The 25,500-nt window shown below is 73.5% G+C and carries 19 protein-coding genes; 12 read left to right on the top strand and 7 right to left on the bottom strand.

Features of this window, described 5'->3' with window-relative positions; genetic code table 11:
- Window position 1: 1 nt before the first annotated feature.
- Entirely contained in the window at window positions 2–2,038 is a 2,037-nt protein-coding gene (locus ACN9MS_RS04280; RefSeq protein WP_426310872.1) for an alpha-glucuronidase, read from the bottom strand.
- A 75-nt stretch (window positions 2,039–2,113) separates the two neighbouring features.
- Window positions 2,114–3,613: a glucuronate isomerase gene (uxaC, locus tag ACN9MS_RS04285; protein ID WP_426310873.1), complete on the bottom strand. Its 1,500-nt coding sequence runs from the start codon at window positions 3,611–3,613 to the stop codon at window positions 2,114–2,116.
- 136 nt (window positions 3,614–3,749) lie between these two features.
- Here uxaC and ACN9MS_RS04290 point away from each other — a divergent pair, with 136 nt between their 5' ends.
- Entirely contained in the window at window positions 3,750–4,784 is a 1,035-nt protein-coding gene (locus ACN9MS_RS04290; protein ID WP_426310874.1) for a LacI family DNA-binding transcriptional regulator, read from the top strand.
- Window positions 4,785–4,940: 156 nt separating this feature from the next.
- On the opposite strand, the gene ACN9MS_RS04295 is transcribed toward ACN9MS_RS04290, so the two are convergent.
- Together ACN9MS_RS04295 and ACN9MS_RS04300 are read right to left on the bottom strand one after the other, a co-directional pair.
- Window positions 4,941–8,330, bottom strand: coding sequence for a family 16 glycoside hydrolase (locus ACN9MS_RS04295; protein WP_426310875.1), 3,390 nt, complete (start codon window positions 8,328–8,330; stop codon window positions 4,941–4,943).
- Between the two features lie 154 nt (window positions 8,331–8,484).
- On the bottom strand, window positions 8,485–9,489 hold the full coding sequence (locus tag ACN9MS_RS04300) for a LacI family DNA-binding transcriptional regulator (protein WP_426310876.1): 1,005 nt from the start codon (window positions 9,487–9,489) through the stop codon (window positions 8,485–8,487).
- Window positions 9,490–9,782: 293 nt separating this feature from the next.
- Between ACN9MS_RS04300 and ACN9MS_RS04305 the strand changes: the two genes are divergently transcribed.
- The 8 genes from ACN9MS_RS04305 to ACN9MS_RS04340 all read left to right on the top strand — a co-directional run bounded on the left by ACN9MS_RS04305 (window position 9,783) and on the right by ACN9MS_RS04340 (window position 18,200).
- Window positions 9,783–10,070: a hypothetical protein gene (locus ACN9MS_RS04305; protein ID WP_426310877.1), complete on the top strand. Its 288-nt coding sequence runs from the start codon at window positions 9,783–9,785 to the stop codon at window positions 10,068–10,070.
- A 417-nt stretch (window positions 10,071–10,487) separates the two neighbouring features.
- A complete protein-coding gene (locus tag ACN9MS_RS04310) occupies window positions 10,488–11,315 on the top strand; it encodes a sugar phosphate isomerase/epimerase family protein (protein ID WP_426310878.1) in 828 nt (275 codons plus the stop codon).
- A complete protein-coding gene (locus tag ACN9MS_RS04315; protein WP_426310879.1) occupies window positions 11,312–12,271 on the top strand; it encodes an ABC transporter permease in 960 nt (319 codons plus the stop codon). Before ACN9MS_RS04310 ends, ACN9MS_RS04315 begins: the two co-directional genes overlap by 4 nt.
- 69 nt (window positions 12,272–12,340) lie before the next feature.
- Entirely contained in the window at window positions 12,341–13,363 is a 1,023-nt protein-coding gene (locus tag ACN9MS_RS04320; RefSeq protein WP_426310880.1) for an ABC transporter substrate-binding protein, read from the top strand.
- Window positions 13,360–14,175 (top strand): ABC transporter ATP-binding protein, encoded by an 816-nt coding sequence (locus ACN9MS_RS04325; protein ID WP_426310881.1) that lies wholly within the window; start codon window positions 13,360–13,362, stop codon window positions 14,173–14,175. The genes ACN9MS_RS04320 and ACN9MS_RS04325 overlap by 4 nt, the downstream gene beginning before the upstream one ends.
- A complete protein-coding gene (locus ACN9MS_RS04330; protein WP_426310882.1) occupies window positions 14,172–15,281 on the top strand; it encodes a Gfo/Idh/MocA family protein in 1,110 nt (369 codons plus the stop codon). Before ACN9MS_RS04325 ends, ACN9MS_RS04330 begins: the two co-directional genes overlap by 4 nt.
- A gap of 196 nt (window positions 15,282–15,477) precedes the next feature.
- Window positions 15,478–17,082, top strand: a complete 1,605-nt coding sequence (locus ACN9MS_RS04335; RefSeq protein WP_426310883.1) for a mannitol dehydrogenase family protein — start codon at window positions 15,478–15,480, stop codon at window positions 17,080–17,082.
- 2 nt (window positions 17,083–17,084) lie between these two features.
- Window positions 17,085–18,200: a mannonate dehydratase gene (locus ACN9MS_RS04340; protein WP_426311822.1), complete on the top strand. Its 1,116-nt coding sequence runs from the start codon at window positions 17,085–17,087 to the stop codon at window positions 18,198–18,200.
- Between the two features lie 27 nt (window positions 18,201–18,227).
- On the opposite strand, the gene ACN9MS_RS04345 is transcribed toward ACN9MS_RS04340, so the two are convergent.
- Genes ACN9MS_RS04345 through ACN9MS_RS04355 form a run of 3 tightly spaced genes read right to left on the bottom strand, consistent with a single transcriptional unit; the run spans window position 18,228 to window position 21,858 of the window.
- The gene (locus tag ACN9MS_RS04345; RefSeq protein WP_426310884.1) at window positions 18,228–18,647 is read right to left on the bottom strand and encodes a TIGR03618 family F420-dependent PPOX class oxidoreductase; all 420 of its coding nucleotides are present in this window, start codon (window positions 18,645–18,647) and stop codon (window positions 18,228–18,230) included.
- 59 nt (window positions 18,648–18,706) lie between these two features.
- A complete protein-coding gene (locus ACN9MS_RS04350; protein ID WP_426310885.1) occupies window positions 18,707–19,885 on the bottom strand; it encodes a Gfo/Idh/MocA family protein in 1,179 nt (392 codons plus the stop codon).
- A complete protein-coding gene (locus ACN9MS_RS04355; protein WP_426310886.1) occupies window positions 19,882–21,858 on the bottom strand; it encodes a DUF6807 family protein in 1,977 nt (658 codons plus the stop codon). The genes ACN9MS_RS04350 and ACN9MS_RS04355 overlap by 4 nt, the downstream gene beginning before the upstream one ends.
- 241 nt (window positions 21,859–22,099) lie before the next feature.
- Between ACN9MS_RS04355 and ACN9MS_RS04360 the strand changes: the two genes are divergently transcribed.
- The 3 genes from ACN9MS_RS04360 to ACN9MS_RS04370 all read left to right on the top strand — a co-directional run bounded on the left by ACN9MS_RS04360 (window position 22,100) and on the right by ACN9MS_RS04370 (window position 25,440).
- Window positions 22,100–23,023 (top strand): carbohydrate ABC transporter permease, encoded by a 924-nt coding sequence (locus ACN9MS_RS04360; protein ID WP_047231473.1) that lies wholly within the window; start codon window positions 22,100–22,102, stop codon window positions 23,021–23,023.
- On the top strand, window positions 23,016–23,993 hold the full coding sequence (locus tag ACN9MS_RS04365) for a carbohydrate ABC transporter permease (RefSeq protein WP_378230674.1): 978 nt from the start codon (window positions 23,016–23,018) through the stop codon (window positions 23,991–23,993). The genes ACN9MS_RS04360 and ACN9MS_RS04365 overlap by 8 nt, the downstream gene beginning before the upstream one ends.
- Window positions 23,994–24,093: 100 nt before the next feature.
- The gene (locus ACN9MS_RS04370; RefSeq protein WP_426310887.1) at window positions 24,094–25,440 is read left to right on the top strand and encodes an ABC transporter substrate-binding protein; all 1,347 of its coding nucleotides are present in this window, start codon (window positions 24,094–24,096) and stop codon (window positions 25,438–25,440) included.
- Window positions 25,441–25,500: the final 60 nt, after the last annotated feature.

Genomic DNA, 25,500 nt, shown 5'->3' on the forward strand with positions numbered 1-25,500 from the left:
CTCAGTAGATCGTCCGGCCGCGCGCGTCGGCCACCCCGGACGCGCGCAGGAAGTAGGTGCACACCTGGTCGCGCCACTCGCGCGCCGAGCGGAGCTGCTCCGCGAGGCGCTCGGTGACGCGCGAGAACACCGCGTCGTCGACGACCCCGCGCAGCCCCTCCCACGTGCGGACGTACTCCTCGACGCGCTCGACGCCGGCGAAGTGGGTGTCGTACACGTGCTGGACGACGCTCGTCCCGTCGTGCAGCACGTGCCCGTACGGCACGTGGTGGAAGAAGAGGAGCAGCTCGTCCGGGCACGTGTCGAGCGACTCGTAGACGTCGCGCCACGGTGGGAGGTACTGGCCGGTGTAGCCGGTACCGGTCGCGCGCGTGCGGTCGACGCCGATGCCGTCGCGGTCGGCGAAGTGGTACGTGCCCCACGGCGAGTACTCGTAGCCGTCGACCGACGGCCCGTAGTGGTGCCCTGGATTCACCATGAAGCCCACGCCGAGCGGCGCGGTGTACGCCTCGTAGGTGCGCCACGAGTCGTCGAGGACGGCGTGGAGCGCCGCCCGGACGTCCGGGTCGGTGGCGCGGTCGCCCGCGACCGAGGGGGACCCGAACGTCAGCGACACCCATTCGTCGAGCACGTCGGTCGGGTCGAGCGTCGGGTCCCACGCGAGGCGTCCGAACGCGTAGAGGTTCGCCTGGGCGAGCGGGTGGCCCGTCCAGAACGCGTCGTCGCCGACGTTGGACACCGCGGCGATCCCGCCGCCCCGCGCGGCCGCGACCTGGGGCGAGGCCCCCGGGTCGGCGCCGCCGACGACGTCGGACACCGTGGGGGAGCCGTCGTCGCCCTCGACCGGGCCCCACGGCCGGAACCGCAGGATCTCGCCCCACCACGGGCCCAGGTAGCACGCGTGCCGCTGCTGGCCCGTGTACTCCTGCGTCACCTGGAGCTCGACGGCGAGGCGCGTGCGCGGCATCGCGGCGAGCACGGGGGACACGGGCTCGCGCGTCTGGAAGTCCATGGGGCCGTGCTTGACCTGCACGATCACGTTCTCGTCGAACCGCCCGTCGAGCGGCGCGAAGTGGTCGTAGGCGGCGCGTGCCCGGTCGGTCGACCGGTCGCGCCAGTCCTGCGTGTGGTCGTACACGAACGCGCGCCAGTGCACCGTCCCGCCGTACGGGGCCAGTGCGCGGGCGAGGAGGTTCGCGCCGTCGGCGTGGTCCCGCCCGTACGCGAACGGCCCCGGCTGGCCCTCGGAGTCCGCCTTGACGACGAACCCGCCGAAGTCCGGGATCACCTCGTACACGTGGGCGACGGCGTCCGCCCACCACGCCCGGACGTCCGGGTCGAGCGGGTCCGACGTCGCGAGCCCGCCGAGGGTGATCGGCGCCGCGAAGCTCACCGACAGGTGCGTGCGGATGCCCCACGGCCGGAACGCGGCGGCGACGCGCGCGACGTCGGGCAGGTCGTCCGTGAGCAGCCGCGCCTCGCGCGCGTGCACGTTGACGTTGTTGATCGCGACGCGGTTCACGCCCGTCGCCGCGAGCAGGCGCGCGTACTGCTCGACGCGCGACAGGTCCTCGCGCACGCGCCCGTCCGCGTAGAAGATCGAGCCGCCGGAGTACCCGCGCTCCACCTGGCCCATGACCGGGTGGACGTCGACGTTGTCCCAGTGGTCGAGCATGCGCAGCGCGTGCGCGGGCTCGTGGCGACCTGCGGTGTGGCCGGCCGGGTCTGTCGTCCCGGTACGCACGACGTGGAACCACGCGTGGAGGAGGGCGGCGTCGTCGTCCGCCGCGACGTCCAGGCGGCCGTCCCGGCCCGCGACGGCGAACCCCTCGCCGTCGGGGACGGCGCGGACGTCGCGCAGGACGAGGTCGGCGTCGTCGTCGTCGACGAGGGTCGCGCCCGCGCGCCGGGCCTCACCGCGGACGGTGTCGGCGAGGGGTCCGTCGCCGACGACGCGGACTGTCCGGCCGCGCAGGAAGGCGGTCGCGGCGTCGGGCAGCCAGGCGGGATGCACGGACGGCTGATCCGGGGTGGTCAAGGGTTCTCTCCTGGGGAACAGTGCGAACGTGAGTGCGTGAAATAGTCGCGAGATCGGGCCTCCGCGGCGACTAATTCATGCACTCAGCGGGGGGTAGGACGCCCTCGGGAGGTGGTAGGCGAGGTCGACGGCGGTCTCCAAGGCCTCGTCCTGGTCGAGGCGGTGCTCGGCGACGAGACGGGCGAGGTGGCCGGCGTCGATGCGGCGCGCGAGGTCGTGGCGGGCCGGGATGGAGCAGAACGCACGGGTGTCGTCGACGAACCCGCTCGTGTTGTAGAAGCCCGCGGAGTCGGTCGCGGCCTCGCGGAAGCGGCGCATGCCGTCGGGGGTGTCGAGGAACCACCACGGGGCGCCGAGCCGCAGCGCCGGGTAGACGCCGGCGAGCGGCGCGAGCTCGCGCGAGAACGTGTCCTCGTCGACCGTGAACGCGATCATGCGGAAGCCCGGGTGGTGGCCGAAGGCCTCCAGGACGGGGCGCAGCGCGTGCACGTACTCGGTGCGCTCGGGGATGTCGTAGCCCTTGTCGGGCCCGTAGGCCTGCGCGACGCCGGCGCAGTGGTCGCGCAGGACGCCGGGGTGGAGCTGCAGGACGAGCCCGTCCTCGGCCGACATCGCGGCCATCTGGAAGAGCATGTGCGCGGAGAACGCCCGCGCCTCGGCCGCGGTGACCTCGCCGCGCAGCGCGCGGTCGAGGATGCGGGCCGCGTCGGCGTCGTCGAGCGGGGTGGTGTCGGCGGTCAGGTGGCCGTGGTCGGTCGCGCGGGCTCCCGCTGCGACGAACGCGGCACGGCGGGCGCGGAGCGCGTCGAGGTAGGACCGGTAGTCGACGACGTCCGTCCCCGCGGCCGCGCCGAGCTCGGCCACCTGCGCGGCCCAGTCGGCACGGTCGACGTGCAGCAGCGGGTCGGGGCGGAACGTGGGCACGACGCGCTCGCCCCAGCCGTCGGCGGCGAGGCGCGCATGGTCGGCGAGGGGGGACTGCGCGGGGTCGGTCGTCGCGAGGAGCTCGAGGCCGAACCGCTCGAACAACGCACGCGGACGGTATTCGGGACGCGCGAGCCGGTCGACCAGGTGGTCGTACAGCGCGTCCGCGGTCTCGGCCGACGGCTTCACGGGGGCGCCGAAGACCTCGACGAGCGCGTGCTCGGTCCAGTAGCGCGTCGGGGTGCCGCGGAACAGGTGCCACCCGGCGCAGAACCGGCGCCAGATCTCGCGCGGGTCGGTCTCGGCGGGGGCGGTGCCGGCGGGAGCGCCAGGCACGGGCGCGACGCCGAGGTCCTGGATGCCCCGGACGCCCGGCGACCCGTGCGGTGACGTGCTCTGGGCGACGAGCATGCGCACGAGGTAGTGGTCGGGCGTCACGAACAGCGCGGCCGGGTCGCCGAACGGGGTGTCGTCGGCGAACAGCGCGACGTCGACGTGGCCGTGCATCGAGACGATCGGCAGGTCGCGCGTCGCGGCGTAGACCTCGCGGGCGAGCGGGCGCAGCACCGGGTCGGCGGGCAGGGCGCGGTCGGGGTGCAGGGACCACGGCGCCGTCGCGGTGGTCGGGTCCAGGTGGGCCGTGCTCGTCACGGGTTCCTCCAGAGGCGTCGTTGCGAACGTTTGCATCCTACGTCATCGGCACTCCGATGGTGTTCCGTCGCCGAGCGCTACAATCGTTCGCAGCCCCGGTTCTCCCCGCGGGGTCCCGAGCGCCGAGGAGGCAGCCGTGGTCACCGTCCGTGACGTCGCCCGCGAGAGCGGGGTGTCGATCTCCACGGTCTCGCGCGCACTTGCCGAGCCCGAGCGGGTCGCCCCCGAGACCCGTGACCGCGTCGTCGCCGTCGCCAACCGCCTCGGCTACCGGCCCAACCGCGCCGCGAGCGGGCTGCGCGCCGGGCGCACCGGAGCCCTCGGGCTCGTGGTGCCCGACCTGGAGAACCCGTACTTCGCGTCGGTGACCAAGGGCGTGCAGGCGCGGGCGCGCCAGACCGGCCACGCCGTCTTCGTCGTCGACGCGGGGGAGGACCCCGCGCTCGAGACCGAGCTCGTGACCGGGCTGCGGTCCCAGACGGACGGGCTCGTGCTGTGCTCCCCGCGCGCCGCCGAGGCGGACCTCGAGGCCGCGCGCGACGCTCCCGTCGTCCTCGTCAACCTCCGGCACGAGGGCGTCCCCTCCGTCTCCTCCGACGACGCGCACGGCGTCGTCCTCGCCGTCGAGCACCTGCGCGCGCTGGGCCACCGCCGCGTCGCGTACGTCGGCGGGCCCGACCGGTCGTGGTCGGACGCGCGGCGCCGCGCGGGCCTCGACGCCGCCCGCGAGCGCTACCCGGACGTCGAGACCGTGACCGTCGGGTCGTTCCGCCCTCGGGTCGAGGGCGGCCGCGCCGCCGCCGACCTCGTCGTCGCGTCGGGCGCGACGGCGGTCCTCGCCTACAACGACCTCGTCGCCCTCGGCCTCGTGGCCCGCCTGCGCGAGCGCGGCGTCGACGTCCCGCGCGACCTCAGCGTCGTCGGGTTCGACGACACGTTCGTCGCGACCCTCGCCTCGCCCCCGCTCACCACGGTCCGCACCGACCTCGCGCGCCTCGGCGCCCGCGCCGTCGACCGCCTGGTCGCCGCGCTCGGCACGCGTCGCGGGGCGGCCGCCGACGCCGACGGGTCGCCCGACCCCACGGCCGCGCCCGACGACGTCCTCCCCGTCGAGCTCATGGTCCGCGACTCCACGACGCTCGCCCCCACCCGCGAGCTTCCCGCGAGATAGAGCCTCCGGTCTCGGCGTAGAGCTCGCCGGGCTCTACCTCGCGACGGGGACCTCTATCTCGCGCGCCACCTGAGTTCTCCCATGGCCGACGACGGACCCGGGGCCGCCTCGCGCGCCGGGTGGCGCGCGGGACGACCCCGGGTGCGGACCGAAGCGTCAGCCGCAGGACGGCTGGCCGTGCTCCGGTGTCGCGACGGTCTGCCGCTCGTCAGAGGTGTCGGACGGACGGGCGGTGACGGTCACGGATCCGGCCGCCGGGTCCTCCACGCCCCGGACGGCGAACGACTGGTAGGCGTTCTTGCCGGGGGCGACGTCGGTGAACGTCTTGGACCCGAACGGCGTGTCGAGGACGACGTCCAGAGGGACGGTGTCGTCGTTGACGGCGCGCACGGCGACGTACGGCGCGCCCGCGAGGCACCGGACCTCGGCGGTCGCGGTGACCGCGACCTCCTCCTGGCCGGGCTCCTCCACGCTGGGGAGGCGCTCGATCCAGATGTTGCGGAACCGCGGGTTGAGCCCGGGATCGCCGTGGTCCTGGAGCTTGATGTACCCCGACGTCGGGCCCTCGTTCTTGCCGTTGCCGGTCTTGCCGGTGACCGCGACGTCGTCGTGCACGACCTGCCCGTTCCACACGAGGGTGATGCGGGCGTCCTCGGTCTTCTTGCCGTCGGGGCCGTAGCGCGCCGCCCGGAACTCGAGGTCGTACGTCTGCCACGTGCCCATCGGGGTCGCCGCGTTCACGTCCGGGGCCTTCTGCAGGTAGATCGCCCCGGCGTCGTTGTTCTTGGGCGGGTCGATGCCGAAGGACTCGAGCACCTGCACCTCGTAGCGCTCCTGGATGTAGACGCCGCTGTTGCCGCGCGCCTGGCCCGTGACCTCGGGCGCGTGCTCCGGCTGGTACCACTCGACGTGCATCCGGAAGTCGTCGAACTTCTCCTTGGTGCGGATGTCGCCCCCGAGCGACTCGACGGACCCGTCGGCGATCGGCCACGTCGCGGGACCACCGCCGTTGACGGCTGCCCACCGGTCGAGGTCGTCGCCGTCGAAGAGCGCGATGCGCTCGGTCGGCGTGACGGTGAGGCTGTCGAGGTTGACGTGGCCGATGTCGTCGTCGTCGTGCCGGATCGTGATGGTGTTGGCGCCCTCGCGTAGCGGCACGGTCTCGACCTGGGTGGCCCAGGTGGACCACGCCACGGTGCTGTCGAACCAGACCTGCTTGAGCTTCTCGCCGTTGACGTAGAGGCTCAGGTTCCTCGGCAGCGGCGCGGGGTCGCTGTTCTGGCCGTTGGCGTAGCGGATCGCGAGGTCGTGCAGGCCGGCCTCCTCGGTGCGGACGGCGAACGTCGTCTGCGCACCCGGCTCCCAGTTGCGGTCGACGAACCCGGAGCCCGAGTAGCCGGCGTGGTTGCTGTTCCACCCGGCGCCGCCGCTGATGTCCGCGGCCTCGGCCTCGTAGACCGGCGGTGCGACGGACCCGTCGGGCAGGCGCGTGAGCGTGTACCAGGTCTCGGTGCTCCACAGCTCCTTGCCGCTCTCGGACGCGAACGGGCGCGGGGAGTGGACGTTCACGACGCGCCCCGGCTTGAGCCCGTCGATCTGGAGCGTGACCGTCTTCCGGTCCTCCGACACGGTCGCTGCCGTGACGTCGAGGTCCTCCTCGTCGACCTTCGGACCGCCGTACTGCGGGGTCGCGACGTAGCGCCACTGCGCGGCGGTGTACTTCGACGCGAGGTCCTCCGCCGTCTCCTCGGACAGGGGCTGCGTGTACTCGATCTCGAAGCCGCCCTCGACGGCGCGCATCGCGAGCATGTCGAACGCGTTGTTGTCGTCGTAGGTGAGCTTCTGCAGGCCGTAGGAGAGCTTGCCCGCCTGGCCCCAGTTGCCGGACCAGCCGATGCCGCCGACGTAGATCGCGCCGTCGGGCCCGACGCTCGTGCGGCTCACGCCCGACTCCAGGCCCTGCGTCATGCGGAAGACGGCGCCCTGCTCCTGTCCCGCGACGTCCTCGAGGTAGGCGCGCTGGAGCCCGCCGTACGTCACGTCGCCGATCGCGAGCTGACCGGCGAACACACCCTCGGTGAGCACGACCGGGTTGCTCGGCGAGTTCGAGATCTCGCTGTGCGGCATCCACAGGACCGGCTCGGTGACGGGCTGGTCGTCGTAGGGGCCGTCGGGGTTGGTGAAGTGGTTGTAGAACGCGCCCTCCTCGACGCGCACCAGCTTCGAGGTCGGGATGCGGACGCCCTGGTTGTCGGTGACGTACATGGCGCCGTCGGTACCCCAGCCGAGCCCGTTGGGGGTGCGCAGACCGCCCGCGACGTACTCGACCTCGCCGGTCTCCTTGCTGATCTTCATGACCGAGCCGCGGTTCTCCGCGAGCTGCGGGTCGAGCGAGTTGCCGCCCGGCACCATCGCGATGCCCGTGGTGACGTAGAAGTAGCCGTCCTCGTAGAGCAGGCCGAACGCGAACTCGTGGTAGTTGCCGCCGAACGGCCAGGTGGCGATCGTGTCGTACTCGTCGGCGACCTCGTCGCCGTCGGTGTCGACGAGCGCGGTCAGCCCGTCCTTCTCGGACACGTAGATCGTGCCGTCGACGTACTTGAGGCCCATCGGCTCCGTGAGCCCCTCGGCGACCTTGGTGTAGGTCACGTCGTCCGCGCCGGTGTCCCCCTGGACGTGGTCGATCAGGTAGACCTCTCCGCGCTGCGTGAGCCGGTCGCCGCCCCAGGTCGAGATGGCCAGACGGCCGTCGGGCAGCCAGTCCATGCCTGTCACCTGGGGCTGGAAGCCCTCGGGGCGCAGGTCGGTGAGCGTGTAGTCGGGGTGCACCTCGGTGAGCGGCAGCCCGTCGCCCGGGGCCTCCGTGACGCCCTCGCACTCCTTGCGGCCGGGCGAGGTGACGCGGGTGACGTCGGCGTCGGTGCTCAGCACCGAGTTGGGGACGACGACGTAGCCCGACGCGCCCGGCGGGCGCCACTCGAGCTTGAGCCGCTGGTCGAACTCGCCGTCGAAGTGGTCGACGCGCAGCGCGCGGTAGCCCGCGTCGAGCTGGATCGACCCCTCCTTGGGTGTCGCGCCGTGGCGGCCCGGGTGGTCGACCACGAGCTCGTCGTCCAGCAGCAGCCGCGCACCGTCGTCGTTCGTGATCCGGAAGTCGTACGTGCCGGCCTCGGGGACGTTCAGGTACCCCGTCACCTCGGTGACGAACTTGTCCGTGAGCCCGAAGTCGGCCGCCGTGGTCCAGTCGATGGTCGGCATGATCTTGTCGACGTTGGGCGTCTGGCCGGGCTTGAGCGTGCAGTAGTCGTCGAGGATGACCTGCACGTCGAACGTCCGCAGCGTGACGCCGGGTTCCTGGGGGCGGATGTCCGCCTGCGTCGCGGCGGGTGCGACGGCCGGCGCCGCGGTCGGGACGGCGGCCTGGGCCGTGAGGACGCCGGACGGCACGGCCAGGGCGGCGAGCGCGGCGACGACGGCGCGCCGTCTTCTGCGGCGGGGCCGGGCCGTGGCGTGCGGGGGCGGTGCGTCGGTCGAGGGGTGTTCCATCAGCCTGCCTCTCCATCGAGGACCGTGCGTCGGACTGCGCACAGGGCGCGCATCGGTGCGCTGTGCCGTCACTATCCGGGGGCGCGCGCGGTCCGGGCAACGAGTTGCCACTTGTTGCCCCTGGCCCGCCGGAGGCCGCGCCCGCGGGGTGCGGTCAGGCCGGGCGGGCGGTCGAGCCGCGCTCGACGAGCTTCGCCGGGAGCAGCGTCGGCCCGGCGGCGGGCGCGGGCGCCGTGCGGAGCTGGGCCAGGAGCCGCTGGACCGCGAACGACCCGAAGTGGCGCAGCGGTGCCGCGACGGTCGTGAGCGGCGGGGTGCAGAAGTCCGAGCCGAAGATGTTGTCGAACCCGACGATGCTCAGGTCGCGCGGGACCTCGACGCCGAGCCGCCGCAGGCCCCGCATCGCGCCGATCGCGATGAGGTCGTTGTACGCGACGGCCGCCGTCGCGGGGTGCTTGACGAGCGACTTGGCCGCGGAGAGCCCGCCGGCGAGCGTCGGCGCGAACGGGCCGATCCGCCGCGCCTGGACCTCGGCCTCGCGCGTCGCCTCCCGGAACGCGCGCCAGCGCATCCCGTCAGCCCACGACGCCTCAGGCCCCGCGACGTAGGCGAGGCTCGTGTGCCCGAGCCCGGCCAGGTGCTCGACGGCGCTGCGCATCCCCTGGGCGTTGTCCGTCAGGACGCTCGGCACATCGGTCATGTGCCGGTTCATGACGACGGTGGGCCGCTGCTTCGCGGCGACCCGGATCGAGGAGTCCGAGAGCCGGGAGGTCGCGAGGATCAGGCCCTCCACGAGGGGGAGCGTCCGGTCGAGCGCGCGGCGCTCCGCCTCGTCGGACTCGTGGGCGTCGACCATGAGCAGCGTGTACCCGGCGTCGCGGGCGGTCTTCTCCGCGCCGCGGATGATCTCGAAGAAGAACGGGTTGGTCACGTCGGCCACGACGATCGCGAGCAGCGACGTCCGGCCCGTCGGCAGGCCGCGGGCGAGCGGGTTCGTGCGGTAGCCGAGCTCGTTGGCGACCTGGCGGATGCGCTCCGCGGTCTGCGCGTTGACGCGGCCGGGCCGGGAGAACGTCCGGGACACGGTCGAGGGGGCGACGCCGGCCGCCTGGGCGACGTCGTAGATCGTCGGGCTGGCACCATTGCCGGCTGAGGTCATGCGGTCGGACTGTAACGCTCGTGACAGCGCTGGACAACAACCGCTTGTCGTCCTCGTGTCGCATGCGCGCGCCGCGACGACCGGATAGCCACTCCGTCCCGGGACCCGCGCGCGGCAGGTCCCGCGGCAACCGACGGCAACCGACGGCAACTCCTTGACGGCCCTTCGCGGGCGTCCTCCAATGGCTCCGTGATCTCGCGTGCGAACGCGTCCCCCCGCCCGACGGCGGCACGTGGGCGGCCAGGACCCGGCCCCTCCGGTGCCGCTCCGGTCGCGCCCGGCGGGCGGCGTCCATGAGCCGTACCGACCAGGCGCCGACGGTCGGCCTCGCCGTCGGCACGACGCGCGAGGGCGAGGCCGCCGTGCAGGTCGAGGCGGCCGAGAGCGAGCTGCGCCGGCTCGGCCTGGAGGACCTGCGGGTCCACCACCACGGGGAGCTCGCCCGGGTCGAGGCTCCCCAGGCCGAGCTGCCCGTGGTCGCCAGCGAGCCCCTGCGTGGCGAGGTCCTGCGGGCCGTCCGGTCGGCGGGATTCCGGCTCGTCGCGCTCGACCTCGGCACCCCGCCCGACCGCGTCGTCTGACGCACCGGCGCGCCCGGCGGCAGGGCCGCCGAGCGGGAGACGTCGCCCGGTCGGCGCCGACCGGTGGCAACCGACGGCAACCCCTCCGTCCTGCGTGAGTCGCGCCCACGTCAAGGTCCGGCTCCCGCGGATCCACGCGGTCCGCATCCGTCGGCCCGGTCTTGCGCTGTCAGGTGCAACAAATGGCAACTCGTTGTCCATGCCATGGCCCGCACCTACTGTCCATGCCAGGCGCACGGAGAACGAGCTCCGCGCGCAGGACCTCGACCACCGTCCCGTACGACCCCGCGTCCTCGCCCCCGGCCCCGCGCCGCCCCTCCGTACAGCCCCTCCTCGGGTCGGAGGCTGCGGCCAGCGGCTCACGGTGCCGGCCGCGGCGCCGCCCGGGGCCCTCAGCCATGGAAGGGAAGGCGCGCCATGTGGACGCTCTCGGGCTTCGCCGACGAGATCTCCCCCGACGTCGAGACGCAGTGCGTCGTCGCCTCCGAGCTCGGGCTGGGGTTCGTCGAGCTCCGCAGCGCGTGGGGCACCAACGTGCTCGACCTCGACGACGACCAGCGTGCGCGGGTCGCCAGCCTGCTGCGCCGGCACGACCTCCGCGTCTCCAGCATCGGGTCTCCCATCGGCAAGATCTTCGTCGACGACGACTTCGAGCCCCACCTCGACCGGATGCGGCACGCCGCCCGCGTCGCGCAAGAGTTCAAGGCCCCGTACGTGCGGGTGTTCTCGTTCTTCGTGCGCCCCGGGACGGACCCGGCGTCGTGGCGCGACGTCGTCCTGCGCCGGATGGCGGCGCTCGCCGAGGTCGCGCGCGCGGCCGACGTCGTGCTGGTCCACGAGAACGAGAAGGAGATCTACGGCGACACCCCGGAGCGGTGCCTGGACGTCGTGGAGTCCGTCGGGTCGCCGCACCTGGCGCTCGCGTGGGACTCGGCCAACTTCGTCCAGGTGGGTGTGCGGCCCCATACCGACGGCTACGCGCTGCTGCGCCCGTACCTGGAGTACGTCCAGGTGAAGGACGCGCTCGCGGCGACGGGCGCCGTCGTGCCCGCCGGGCGCGGGGACGGCGAGGTCCCCGAGACCGTGCGGGCCCTGCGCGACGACGGCTTCGACGGGTTCTTCTCCCTCGAGCCACACCTGAGCGAGGCCCACAGCCTCGGCGGGTTCTCCGGGCCGGAGCTGTTCACCGAGGCCTGGGAGGCCTTCACCACGATCCTCGACGCCGAGGCGGTGCCGTTCCGATGACCGACGCGCCCAGCCCGGACGTCCCGCCGACGACCAGGACCACGACCATGGAGGACCGCACGATGACGACTGCCCAGGAAGTGCGACCGGCCCGCCAGGCGGCGCGACCGCCCGCCGGGGCTGCCCGGCGCCCCGGCCCCCGCGGGCGCGGCACGACGTCGGCCGGCAGCCGGGTGGTCGCGGTCGCCGCGGCGGCCTGGCGCCCCGCGCTGGTGCTGCTCGCCCTGTTCGCCGTGTGGTGGTTCGTCGCGTGGCGCGAGCTCGTGCCGGCGTACCTGGTCCCGTCGCCGGGAGCCGTCTGGGACACGATGGTCGAGGACTGGGCCATGCTGGCCGAGCACACCTGGGTGACCACGATGGAGACGGTCGTCGGGTTCGTGCTCGCGTCCGTGATCGGCGTCGCGACCGCCGTCCTGCTCGTCTACTCGCCGACGGCCGAGAAGTCGCTCTACCCGCTCATCCTCTTCGCGCAGGTGATCCCTAAGATCGCGATCGCCCCGATCCTCGTGGTCTGGTTCGGGTTCGGCGCGGCCCCCAAGATCATCCTCGCGGTGCTCATCGCGTTCTTCCCGGTCGTCGTCTCCGCCGTCGCCGGGCTGCGGTCGATCGACCCCGAGCTGCTGGAGATGTCGGCGACCATGGGCGCGTCGCGCTGGAAGACGTTCCGCAAGATCCGCTTCCCGGGTTCGCTGCCGCAGCTCATGTCCGGGCTCAAGGTCGCGGTCACGCTCGCGGTCGTGGGCGCCGTCGTCGGCGAGTTCGTCGGCGCCGACCGCGGCCTCGGGTACGTGCTGCTCCTCGCGAGCGGCAACCTCGACGCACCGCTCCTGTTCGCCGACCTCATCCTCATGTCGCTCATCGGCGTCGTGCTGTTCCTCCTCGTCGAGCTGCTGGAGCGGCTCCTCATCCCGTGGCACGCGTCGCGGCGCGGGAACCTCGTCCTCGCGTCCTCCTGACGCACCCCTGACCCACCCCAGAGTTCGCCGCCCCGACGACGAGGCGGCGCGAGCAGAAGGAGTCTTCCCATGCGTGGTGCACGTCTGACAGTCTCGCTGGCCGTGGCCGGCGTCGTGGTGGCGGGGACGGCGGCCTGCGGGCAGTCGGCAGACCCGTCCGGGCCCGCGGAGGGCGAGGGCGGCCTCACGGAGGTCGCCGTCACCCTCAACTGGGTGCCCTACGGCGAGCACGCGCCGTTCTACTACGGCGTCGAGCAGGGGATCTTCGAGGAGGAGGGCATCGACCTCACGATCCAGCCGGGCAACGGGTCGGGGAACACGGTCCAGCAGGTCGCGCAGCGCAACACCGACTTCGGCTGGGCCGACACCCCGCCGCTCGCGAACGCCATCAGCTCGGGGATGCCGGTGCGCAGCGTGGGCGTGTTCCTCCAGACCGGGCCCAGCTCGGTGGAGTTCTTCGCCGAGCAGGGCATCACCGAGCCCGCCGACCTCGTGGGCAAGACGGTCGGCGGCATGCCGGGCGACGCGATGTACGGGACGTTCCCGGCCTGGCTGGAGCTCAACGGCGTCGACCCGGCGGACGTGACGGTGGTCAACGTCGACGCGGCGGGCAAGATCGCCGCGCTCATCGAGGGCAAGGTCGACGCGATCCAGGGCTTCCACCACGACCAGGCGCCGACGATCGAGAACCAGACCGGCGAGGAGGTCGACGCGCTGCCCTTCGCGGACTTCGGGATGAACCTGCTCGGCACCGGCCTGGTGGCGAACGAGGCGCTCATCGCGGACGACCCGGAGCTCGTCGAGGCGATGGTGCGCGCGACGTCGCGCTCGTTCCTCGCGGCGTCCGAGGACCCCGACGCGGCGGTCGCGGCGATGGCCGCGGGCGCGGAGCAGGCGCCCGACGAGGCGGTCCTGGCGGCCCAGCTCGCCGCGACGATCGACCTGCTGAACCTCGAGGACGCTCCTGCCCCCGGCGTGAACACCGAGGAGCAGTGGGCGGACACCCTGGCGTTCCTGTCCGAGAACACGGACTTCGACGGCGGCACGACCCCGGCCGACTTCTGGGACGGCGCGTTCGGGGCGGACCTGTGACCGCGACGGAGCTCGCCGCCCCCGTCGACGCGGTCGGCACCGACCCCATCATCGAGGTCCGCGACCTCACGATGCGCTTCACGTCGAAGCGGTCGGAGACCGTGGCGCTCGACGACGTCTCCCTGAGCGTCCAGCCGGGAGAGTTCGTCACGATCGTCGGGCCGTCCGGCTGCGGCAAGTCGACGCTGCTGAAGATCGTCGCGGGCCTCACCGCCTACACCGAGGGCGAGGTGCGCTTGTACGGGCAGCCCGTCACGCGGCCGCAGCGCGACATCGGGTTCGCGTTCCAGCGCTCGGCGTTGCTGGAGTGGCGCGGGGTGCGCAAGAACATCCTGCTCCAGGCGGAGATGCGGGGCATGGACAAGCGCCGGGCGCAGGAGCGTGCGGACGCGCTCATCGCGCTGACCGGGCTCACGGGCTTCGAGAAGGCGCTGCCGCACGAGCTGTCCGGCGGCATGCAGCAGCGCGTCGCGCTGTGCCGGGCCCTGCTGCACGAGCCGCGTGTCCTGCTCATGGACGAGCCGTTCGGTGCCCTCGACGCCCTGACGCGCGAGCAGATGAACATCGAGATGAACCGCATCTGGCGCGAGACGGGCACGACGATCGTGCTCGTCACGCACTCGGTGCCCGAGGCGGTCTTCCTGGGGAGCCGGATCGTGGTCATGAGCCCGCGCCCCGGGCGGATCGTCGAGACCCTCGAGCCCGGGCTGCCCGACGAGCGCGACTACGGCACGACGCTCGTCGACCCCCGGTTCACGGGGGCCGCCGAGCGGCTGCGCGACCTGCTCGGCGCCAGCCACGTCGCCGAGTGAGCGCGCTCGTGCGGGGGTCTGGCGTCGGCGTCGGCGTCGGCGTCGGCGTCGGGATCGTCGGGATGGGCAGCATCGGCGTGCTGCACGCGCGGGCGCTGCGCGACCTGGCGCCGCGGGCGCGGCTCGTCGCGTACAGCGGGGGCGCGGCCCTCGACGAGGACCTGACTCCGTCCGGGCGCGCAGTGCACCTGGCGCCGGACGAGGTGGTCCGCCACGAGGACGTCGACGTCGTGGCGGTCTGCACGCCGAGCGGGAGCCACGCGCGGCTCGCGCTCGCGGCGCTCGAGGCCGGCAAGCACGTCGTCGTCGAGAAGCCGCTCGCGGTGACCGTCGAGGACGCGCTCCTCGTCGAGCGCACGGCGCGCGAGCGCGGACTCGTCGTCTCGATGGTCTCGCAGCGCCGCTTCGAGCCCCAGCACCAGGCGCTCCGGTGCGCGCTCGACGACGGCGCGCTCGGCGAGCTGCGCCTCGTCGCCACGCACGTGCCCTGGTACCGCGACGACGACTACTACGCCGCGGCGCGGTGGCGGTCGTCCATGGCTGAGGGAGGTGGTTCGCTCATGAACCAGGGCGTGCACAACGTCGACCTCCTGCGCTGGCTGTGCGGGCCGGTCGAGTCCGTCACGGCCCAGGCGGGGACGCTCGCCCGCCCGGTGGACCGCGGGGCGGGGGCCGACGGCGACGCCGCCGAGGACACCACGGTCGCGACCCTGCGCCTCGCGTCGGGAGCGCTCGGCGTCGTCACGACGACGACGGCGACGCCCCCCGGGTTCCCGGCGACCCTCGCGCTCCACGGGTCCCGCGGCTCGGTGGAGCTCGCGCAGGACGAGGTGCTCTGCTGGGACGTGCCGGGCGTCCCGGCGCCCGCGTCGGGCAGCTCGACGGGCGGCGCGGCGGACCCGCTCGCGATCGGCCACGCCGGTCACCGCACCCAGTGGGAGCGGGTGCTCGCGGCCCTCGACGGCGCCGCGCCGCCTCCCGTGGGAGCCGCCGACGCGGTGGAGACCGTCCGGCTCCTGTGCGCGATCCGCGAGGCCGCCGCGACCGGACGGACCGTCCGCCCGGCCGACCTCGCGGTGCGGGGGCCGGCGACGCCGGTGCGGTGACGCTGCCGGCACGGCTACCACCCCCGAAGCGGGCCCTGGCACCCAGGTCGGTGCGAACGTTTGCACATCACGCTCGCAAGGCTCGTAGCGAACAGCGCCCTTATGGCTACAATCGTTCGCATCAGCAACCCGGGGCCCGGCCCCGTCCTCGACGACCCGGCGACACCGTCGCCGACCCGACACCGCAGGAGGTCGCGTGACCGCCCCGACCGACGTCCCGAGCCGACCCGGCCCGACGTCCCCCGCCGCACCGCCGGCCGACACCGCGCGACCGCGCCTGCACCGGGACGCGCACCCCGCGTTCCCGCCGGCTCCCGTCCGCCCGACGCAGGTGGGGATCGTCCACCTCGGGATCGGAGCGTTCCACCGCGCGCACCAGGCGGTCGTCACCGAGGACGCCGCGCGGGCGACGGGGGAGACGTCCTGGGGAATCCTCGGCGTGACGCAGCGCTCCGCGTCGGTGCGCGACCAGCTCCGGCCGCAGGGCGGGGTCTACACCGTGCTGACGGTCGGGCCCGACGGCGCGTCCCCGCGCGTCGTGGGGTCCGTGACCGACGTCGCGTGGCCGGCCGAGGAGACGCCCCGCGTCCTCGCGGCGCTCGCCGCGCCCACGACGCACGTCGTGACGCTCACCGTCACCGAGAAGGGGTACGCGCGTCGCGCTGACGGGCGTCTCGATGTCGACGCCGTCACGGCCGACCTCGACGTGCTGCGCTGCGAGGAGGAGCTCACCGGCGCGTCCGGCGCGGACGTCGCGAGCAGCGAGTCGGCGGCCGTCGCCCCAGCGACCAGCGCCGTCGGACTCCTCGTGCGCGGGCTGGCGGCGCGTCGTCGAGCCGGGGGCGCGCCGCTGACCGTGCTGAGCTGCGACAACCTCGCCGACAACGGGCACGTGCTCGCGCGCCTCGTGGAGGAGGCGGTCGTCGCCGCGCTCCCGGGCGCCGAGGGCGACGCGCTGCGCGCCTGGCTCGCGGCGTCGGTGACCTTCCCGTGCAGCATGGTCGACCGCATCGTGCCCGCGACCACGCCCGCGCAGCGCGACGAGGTCGAGACGCTGCTCGGCGCGCGCGACGAGGGTCTGGTCGTGGCCGAGCCGTTCGTGCAGTGGGTGATCGAGGACCGCTTCGCCGGTCCGCGCCCCGCGTGGGAGCGGGGCGGGGCGACCCTCACGAGCGACGTCGCGCCGTACGAGCGCGCGAAGCTGCGCCTGCTCAACGGCGCGCACTCCTACCTCGCGTACGCGGGCTCGCTGGCCGGGCACGCGACGATCGCCGGGGCCGTCGCCGACCCGGCGCTCGCCGCGGGCGTCCGAGCGCTCCAGGCCGACGCGCTCGCGACGCTCGAGGCGCCCGACGGCGTCGACCTCGCCGCGTACGCCGAGACGCTGCTCGACCGGTTCGCGAACCCCGCGACGGGGCACACGACCCGGCAGGTCGCGATGGACGGGACGCAGAAGATCCCGTTCCGCTGGGGCGCGACGCTCGCCGACCTCCTCGCCGCGCGGCCCGACGCCCCGGCGCCGCAGGGCGTCGTCGCGGCGCTCGCCGCGTGGGCCGGGTACGTCGTCGCGGAGGCGCGCGCGGGGCGCACGGTGGACGACCCGCGCGGCGACGGGCTGCGCGCGGTCGTGGAGAGCGCGTCGGACGACGCCGCGGCGGTCCGCGCGCTCGTCCTCCTCCCCGGCCTCCTGCCGGACGTCCCGGAAGGGCGCCTGCCCGAGGTCGCCGACGCGGTCGTCGCCGCGAGCGCGGACGCGGGCGGCACGACGACCACCACGAGGAACGAGGAGGCTGCCCCGTGAAGATGGGCTTTCGCTGGTACGGCGACGGGAACGACACGGTCACGCTCGACCACGTGCGCCAGGTGCCCGGCGTGGAGACGATCGTGTGGAGCCTGCACGGCAAGCAGGCGGGCGAGGTCTGGGAGCAGGCGGAGATCGACGCCGAGGTCGCGAAGATCACCGGGCTGAGCGACGAGGCCCGCGCGCGCGGGATCACCCGGACCTTCGACGCGGAGGTGGTCGAGTCGGTCAACGTGCACGAGTCGATCAAGCTCGGCAGGACCGTGCTCGGGCTGAGCCGCGACGAGGCGATCGAGAACTACGTGACGACCATCCGCCGGCTCGGCCGGGCCGGGGTGAAGGTCGTCTGCTACAACTTCATGCCCGTCTTCGACTGGCTGCGCACCGACCTGTGGCACCCGTTGCCCGACGGCTCGACCGCGCTGTTCTTCGAGCGCGCCGTCGTGGACGCGATGTCGCCGCAGAGCCTCATCGCGGACATGGAGGCGAACACGCACGGGCTGACGCTGCCCGGCTGGGAGCCCGAGCGGCTCGCGAGCTTCGCCGAGCTCGACGCGGCGTACGAGGGAGTCACGCGCGAGGACATGTACGCCCACTACCGGTACTTCCTCGACGCCGTGATCCCCGCGTGCGAGGAGGCCGGCGTCAAGCTGGGTGTGCACCCCGACGACCCGCCCTACGACGTCTTCGGGTGGCCCCGCGTCGTGTCGACCAAGGACGACCTGGCGCGCGTGCTGTCCCTGAACGACAGCCCGTACCACGGCCTGACCCTGTGCCTCGGCTCGTTCTCTGCGAACCCCGACCAGGACGCGGTCGACGCCGTGCGCACGTTCATGGACCGCATCCACTTCACCCACGTGCGCAACATCAAGCACCTCGGGAACGGCGACTTCACCGAGGTCGCGCACCGCGCGTGCGAGGGCAGCGTCGACACGACGGGCATCATGCGCGCGTACGCCGAGGCGGGCTATCAGGGCTACGTGCGTCCCGACCACGGCCGGCACCTGTGGGACGAGAACACGACCAACAAGCCCCGGCCCGGGTACGGCCTGTACGACCGCGCGCTCGGCATCCAGTACCTGCTCGGGGCGTGGGACGCGTTCCGCTACGGCGCCTGACGGTGGGGCCGGCGCCGGGGGAGCGGGCTACGCGTCCCCGGCGGCGGCCTTCGCCTCCCCCCAGCCGTACCAGCGCTCGACCTCGATCCACGCGCTGACGCGCGGGTTGTGCCGGTTCGCGTACTCGTGCCCCGTGTAGTGGCGCGAGATCCGGTCGATGTCGGCCAGGCCTTCGTCGACGCGCAGCTCCGCGACGCGGCCAATGAGCGTCACGTGCGTGTACCAGTTCTCGTCGAGGACGGTGAGCGAGACGCGCGGGTCGTTCTGCAGGTGCTTGAGGCGCACACGCGACTCGTCGAGGTTGACGAGCACACGGCCATCGTCCTCCCAGACGTACCAGGTCGCCGCGGTGACGGGCGCGCCGTCGGAGCGCACGGTCGCCATCACGGCGGCGTTCGGGCGGCGCAGCAGCTCGACGAGCGGGGCGGGCAGCGGGGGACGGGACACGGCGGTTCCTCCAGGGTCGGGACGGCGGGACCTCCCGACGCTACGTCACGCGGGGATCGTCAGCGCGTCCAGGGCGCGCCGAGCTCGGTGAACGTCCGGGCCGAGCGCGCGGCCTCCTCGCACCATCGCGCGACGTCGTCGACGACGGGGCGGCGGTCGTCGCCCTCACCCGTCCAGGTCACCGCCGCCGGGTCGAGGGGCCGCGGGTCCGCCGTCGTGCGCACGGCCTCCATGACGCGCATGAACGCGCCGGTGTCGCGCACGTCGCACGCGAGCCGGCGCTCCGGGTCGCGGCGCGCGGCGAGCAGGTCCTCCAGGAGACCGGTGCGGCCGTACGTCTTCTCGACGTGCGCCCGGGGGGTGCGGACGAGCACGCGGTCGTGCTCGTACTCGAGCGTGACCTCGCCGTCGGTCCCGAGCACGAGCACGCGGGCCGGGGTGCGCTCGGGCGCGCAGAGCGTGAGCCCGAACCCGTAGGGCAGGCCGTCGCGCGCGACGACGCGCAGCGCCGACGTGTCGTCGGACTCGATCGGGTTGGCACGCCAGAGGTCGGTCACGACGTGGGCCACGTCGTCGGCCGTGCGGGCGCCGCCGATGCGCAGCGCGGTCGCGACCGCGTGGGCGAGCGGGTTGGTGACGACGCCGTCCACGACGTCGCGCCCGTCGAGCCGGCGTCGGCCCGCCCACGGGGCGCGGCGCCAGTACCCGGTGGTCCGCACCCACGTGCCGACGGCCCCGATGCCCACGACGTCGCCGATCTCGCCGTCCGCGACGAGCTCGGCGACCGCGTCCACCGCGTGCGAGCCGAAGGTCTGGAAGCCCACCTGGCACCGGCGGCCCGTGCGCTCGGCCACCTCGACGAGCGCGAGGTGCTCCGCGAGGGACGCGGCGGTCGGCTTCTCGAGCAGGACGTCGACGCCCGCCTCCATCGCGGCGCGCGCGAGCGGGAGGTGGGTCGGGATCGGGGTCGAGATCACGACGACCTCGGGGCGGACGGCCGGGTCGGACGACGAGAGCAGGTCGCCGAGCGTGGGGAACCAGGGCGCGGGGGCGTCGTCGGGGCGGCGCGGGTCGACGACCGCGCTCAGCCGGACGCGGCCCTGCTCCGCGAGCGCGGCGACGGTGCGCAGGTGGGACCCGCCGTGGCCGTGGACCCCGAGGACGGCGACCGGGACGGCTGCCTGCGCCCGGTCGAGCACGTGGTTCGTCCCGGAGGCGGCCCGGGTCGAACCGGTCACCGGACGCGCTCCGCGAGCGCCGCGGCCTCGTCGAGGTCGAGCCCGCGGTCGACGAGCACGGCGCGAGCGCCCGTCTCGAGCGTGCCCCCTGCGGGGATCGTGCGGGGCGCGTCCCAGGCCAGGGCCGGACCGGCCCCGGGGTACTCGGACGCACGCAGGAACCACGGCACCGTCTCGCCCTGCTGGACGAGGAGCAGCGTCGTGGTGTGGGAGGGGTGCTCCTGCACGAACGCGACCCACGGGGACGTGCTGCCGTGAGCGCTCTCCTCGCCACGCCCGTGCGCGCTGAGCACGCTCGTCGAGGCCGCCGTGCGCAGGCGCCAGAAGAAGCCGCCGTACCCGGCGCCGGGTCGCCCGTTGGTCGCGGGCGAGCCGATGACGAGCGCACCACGCTCGGCGCGCAGGGTCGAGCGCCAGTCGAGGACCCAGGACTCGTCGTCGAGGATCCACGCGTCGAGGCGGCGGTCCTCCTCGAGCTGCGGGACGCCCTGCTCGTCGTGCCAGCGCACGCCGTCGTGCAGCAGGTGCTGCTCCACGGGGTCGACGGCGAGCGCGTGGCTCACCTGGCGGCCGTGGTTGGGCAGGAGCGTCGGGCCGACGTCGGCGACGAACGTGCGCCCGCCCCAGTAGGACGTCCCGTTGACGTCGGCGACGGCCATCGAGGCGCCGTAGTGGTGGCGGTGGTCGACGGGCCCGGCGTCGGTGAGCGGGACGCCGGCGAGGGTGTGGACCGGGTGCAGGTAGGAGCGCGGCGCGTGCACGGCGGGGATGCGGTCGCCCTGCTGGTAGCGCGCCAGGCGCAGGTCGCCGGCGCGCAGGACGACGGCCTCCCCGTCGGGGGTCCAGCGGACCTCGCGGGACGCGGGCTGGGCCGACCCGGCTCCGGAGCTCTCCGCGACGACCGCGCCGGCAGGCTCGGCCGGGGGGACCACGCGGGCGCGGGCGACCTGGCGCGGCACGGGCCCCGTCGTCGCGCGGACCTCGAGCCGGGGCTCGAACCGCGTCGTGCGGGACGCGGGCACGGTGTCGTCGATGAGCGCCGAGAGCTCCTTCCAGGCGTGCCGGCCGAGCTCGGCCTGCGGCACGGCGACCGTCGTGAGCGACGGCGTGGCGAAGCGGGCGAGGTCGATGTCGTCGAAGCCGACGACCGACATGTCCTTGGGCACGGCGACGCCGGCCTCGTTGAGCCCGGCGAGCAGGCCGAACGCGACGAGGTCGTTGAACGCGACGACAGCGGTCGGCCGGGCGGTGAGGACCTCGTCGACGGCGGCGTGGCCGGCGGCGATGTCGGGCCCGGCGGGGAGCTCGACGAGCTCGAGCTCGGGCGTGCGGTCGAGCACGCGGCGCAGCCCGGTGCGGCGCAGCGCGTCGGACGCGCTGCCGGGCGGACCGGCGAGGTAGGCGACCCGGCGGTGGCCGAGGGAGAGCAGGTGCTCGAGCACCTGGGCCGCGGCGTCGGCGTAGTCGACGACGAGCGACGGCACGGCCGCCTCACCCGTGTGCGCGAGCTCGCGGTTGACGAGCACCACGGGCGCGACGTCGGGGACGAGCTGCGCGAGCTCGGCCGCGGGCATGCGCGGCGAGACGAGCACGAGCGCGTCGCAGCGCAGCCGCGCCTCGAGCGCGATCGCGGCCTCCTCGGTGGGGTCCTCGGCGGTGTCCGCGACGAGGACGCGGTACCCGGCCGGGGCGGCCGCCGAGGTGACGCCGCGCAGGATCTGCTGGAAGACCGGGTTGCCCAGGTCGGGGACGACGAGCGCGACCGTGTTGGTCCGTCCGAGCGACAGGCTCCGCGCGACGTTGCTGGGTCGGTAGCTCAGGTCGGCGGCCGCCTGGCGGACGCGCGCGCTGATCTCCGGGTCGACCGTCGCGCGGCCGTTCATGACGCGCGACACCGTCGCCCGGGAGACGCCCGCGGCGGTCGCCACGTCGGCGATCGTCACCCCGCCTCGCCGTGTGCTCACGCTTGCCATCGTTCTCCCTCGAGTCGTGGTTCGCGCGCCGCGGGCACGCACGACTGCGTGGTGCCCGCGCTCGCCGGGGTCGGCCGGTGCCGCGCGATGACCTGACCGTACACCATGGGAAACCGGTTCCACATGTGCTACGGTCCTCACCCAGCAACCGGTTTCCCCTCGACGGGGGAACGCAGGACTACCGATCGACGACGACCGGAGGGTGACGGATGACCGGCACGAGGTGCGAGGAGGGTCTCGCATGGCGGTGACCGAGCTCGCGCGAGGGACCGCCACGCGGCGGCCCGCACGCAAGAAGGGGGACGGGAAGGCGGCGGCGCTCTTCCTCGCCCCCTGGTTCGTGGGCCTCGCGCTCATCACGGCGGGCCCGATGGCGGCGTCGCTGTACCTGTCCTTCACGGACTACAACCTGCTCCAGGCGCCGAGCTGGATCGGGTGGGACAACTACGAGCGGATGTTCGCCGACCCGCGGCTGCTCAACTCGCTCCAGGTGACGTTCACGTACGTGTTCGTCTCCGTGCCGCTCCAGCTCGCGGCGGCGCTCGGCCTCGCGCTCCTGCTCGACAAGGGCCTGCGCGGGCTCGCGGTCTACCGCTCGATCTACTACCTGCCCTCGCTCCTGGGCGGGAGCGTCGCGATCGCGATCCTCTGGCGCCAGGTCTTCGGCGCCGACGGGCTCATCAACCAGGTCCTGGCGCTCGTCGGGATCGAGGGGCAGGGCTGGGTCTCGCACCCCGACTACGCGCTGGGCACGCTCGTCGCCCTCAACGTGTGGACCTTCGGGGCGCCGATGATCATCTTCCTCGCCGGGCTGCGCCAGATCCCGCGCATGTACTACGAGGCGGCCTCGATCGACGGTGCCGGCCGGTGGCGCCAGTTCCGCTCGATCACGGTGCCGATGCTCACGCCGATCATCTTCTTCAACCTCGTGCTCCAGCTCATCAACGCGTTCCAGTCCTTCACGCAGGCGTTCGTCGTGAGCGGCGGGACCGGCGGGCCGGCGGACTCGACGATGTTCTACACGCTCTACCTCTACCTCAAGGGCTTCGGCTCGCTCGAGATGGGCTACGCGTCGGCGATGGCCTGGTTCCTGCTCCTGATCATCGGCGGGATGACGTTCGTCAACTTCCTCGCCTCGAAGTACTGGGTCTTCTACGATGACTGACACCACGCACCCCGCCACGGGGACCCCCACCGACGCCGCCGTCATCGAGGACGCGGCCCCCGGGACCCGCTCCCGGTCGACGCTCTCCCAGCTCGCGGCCGACGCGCCGCCCACCGCTCCGCGACCCCGGCGTCGTGCGCAGTCCGCGCGAGTCCGGTCGGTGCTCAAGCACGCGCTGCTCATCGCGTTCGGGCTCGTCATGCTGTACCCGCTGCTCTGGATGCTCGCGAGCTCGTTCAAGCCCTCGGCGCTGATCTTCCGCGAGCCGGGCCTCATCCCGTCCGCGGTCGACCTCGGCAACTACACCGACGGGTGGAACGCGCTCACCCACCCGTTCGGCCACTACCTGCTCAACTCCGCGGTCGTGGTGCTCGGGTCGGTGCTGGGCAACCTCGTCTCGTGCTCGCTCGCCGCCTACGCGTTCGCCCGGCTCCAGTTCCGGGGCCGCGGGGTCTGGTTCGCGATCATGCTCATGTCGATCATGCTGCCGATCCACGTCGTGATCGTGCCGCAGTACGTGCTGTTCTCCTCGCTCGAGTGGATCAACACGTTCCTGCCGCTCATCGTGCCCAAGCTGCTCGCGACCGACGCCTTCTTCATCTTCCTCATGGTCCAGTTCTTCCGCGGGATCCCCAAGGAGCTGGACGAGGCGGCGCGGCTCGACGGCTGCGGCCACGGCCGGATCTACCTGCGCATCATGATGCCGCTCGCGCTCCCGGCGCTCGCGACGACGGCGATCTTCACCTTCATCTGGACCTGGAACGACTTCTTCAGCCAGCTGATCTTCCTGACCAAGCCGGACATGTACACGGTCCCGATCGCGCTGCGCACCTTCGTGGACGCCACGGGCCAGAGCTCGTGGGGCCCGATGTTCGCCATGTCGATCGTCTCCCTGGTCCCCGTGTTCCTCGTCTTCCTCTTCGGTCAGAAGTACCTCGTCAAGGGCATCGCCACGACGGGGATCAAGTAGCTCCTCCGGCGCGGGGGCACCCGCCCGCGCGTCACCCGGTGCCGACCGGCACCGCTCCGCACGACAGAACGACGACGTCCCGTCACGCACAAGGAGAGTCATGAACACCTCGATCCACCGTCCGCGCCGGCCCGGCGCACGCCGCGCGGCGCTGGCCGCCGCACTGACCGTCGGTGCCCTCGCCCTGACCGCCTGCGGCGGCGACGGCGGCGTCGCGAACCCGGGCGGCGACGAGTCCTCGTCGTCCGAGGAGTCCGGGCCGGTCCAGATCCGCTTCTCGTGGTGGGGCTCGGACACGCGCCACCAGACGACGCAGCAGATCATCGACCTCTTCGAGGAGAAGAACCCCGACATCACGGTCGTCGCCGACTACACCGACTGGGGCGGGTACTGGGACAAGCTCGCGACCTCGGTCGCGGCCGGCGACGCGCCCGACGTCATCACGCAGGAGGAGCGATACCTCGCGGACTACGCCTCGCGCGGCGTCCTGGCGGACCTCGGGGCGCTCGACATCGACACGAGCTCGATCGACGAGTCGGTCGTCGGCTCGGGCGAGACGGGCGGGGCGCTCTACGGCATCCCCACCGGCGTCAACGCCTACGCGGTGCTCGCCGACCCGCAGGTGTTCGCCGACGCAGGTGTCGAGGTGCCGGACGACGCCACGTGGACGTGGGAGGACTACGTCGAGGTCTCGAACGCGGTGACCGCGGGCTCGACCGACGGCATCTACGGCACGCAGGACTACGGGTTCAACGAGGCCGGCCTGTCGATCCTCGCGCGCCAGCGCGGCGAGGCGCTGTACACCCCCGAGGGCGAGCTCGGCGTCTCCGCGGAGACCGTCGCGGACTTCTTCCAGCTCTCCCTCGACCTCCAGGCGGGCGGCGGCCAGCCCGACGCAGCGCGGTCCGTCGAGCTCGAGGGCGCCGGCCCGGAGGGCTCGCTCCTCGGGACCAACCAGGGCGCCATGGGCATGTGGTGGACCAACCAGCTCGGCGCCATCAGCACCGCGTCGGGTCGTGACCTGGAGCTCCTGCGCCTTCCGGGCGAGACCGAGGGCGAGCGCACGGGCATGTACTTCAAGCCCGCGATGTACTACTCGGTCGCCAAGACGTCCGAGCACCCCGAGGCGGCAGCGAAGTTCGTGGACTTCCTCCTCAACGACCCCGAGGCCGGGGCGCTCATGCTCTCCGACCGCGGCCTGCCCGCGAACACGGAGGTGCGCGCGGCCGTCAAGGACAGCCTCTCCCCGGCCGACAAGCAGGCCGCGGACTTCCTCGAGGCGCTCGGCGCCGACGTCGTGGACGGCCCGCCCGTCCCGCCGCAGGGCGCCGGCGACGTCGTCGAGATCCTCAAGCGCATCAACACCGAGGTGCTGTTCGAGCAGAAGTCTCCGCAGGACGCCGCGACGCAGTTCCTCGACGAGGTGGGCGCGGCCATCGGGCAGTAGCCCCGCCGTGGCGTACCGCCACCCCTGACCGGCCGGGCCGGTCCGTCGCCCCACGGACCG

It is taken from the genome of Cellulosimicrobium sp. E-16 (assembly GCF_049913115.1).
Taxonomy (GTDB): Bacteria; Actinomycetota; Actinomycetes; order Actinomycetales; family Cellulomonadaceae; genus Cellulosimicrobium.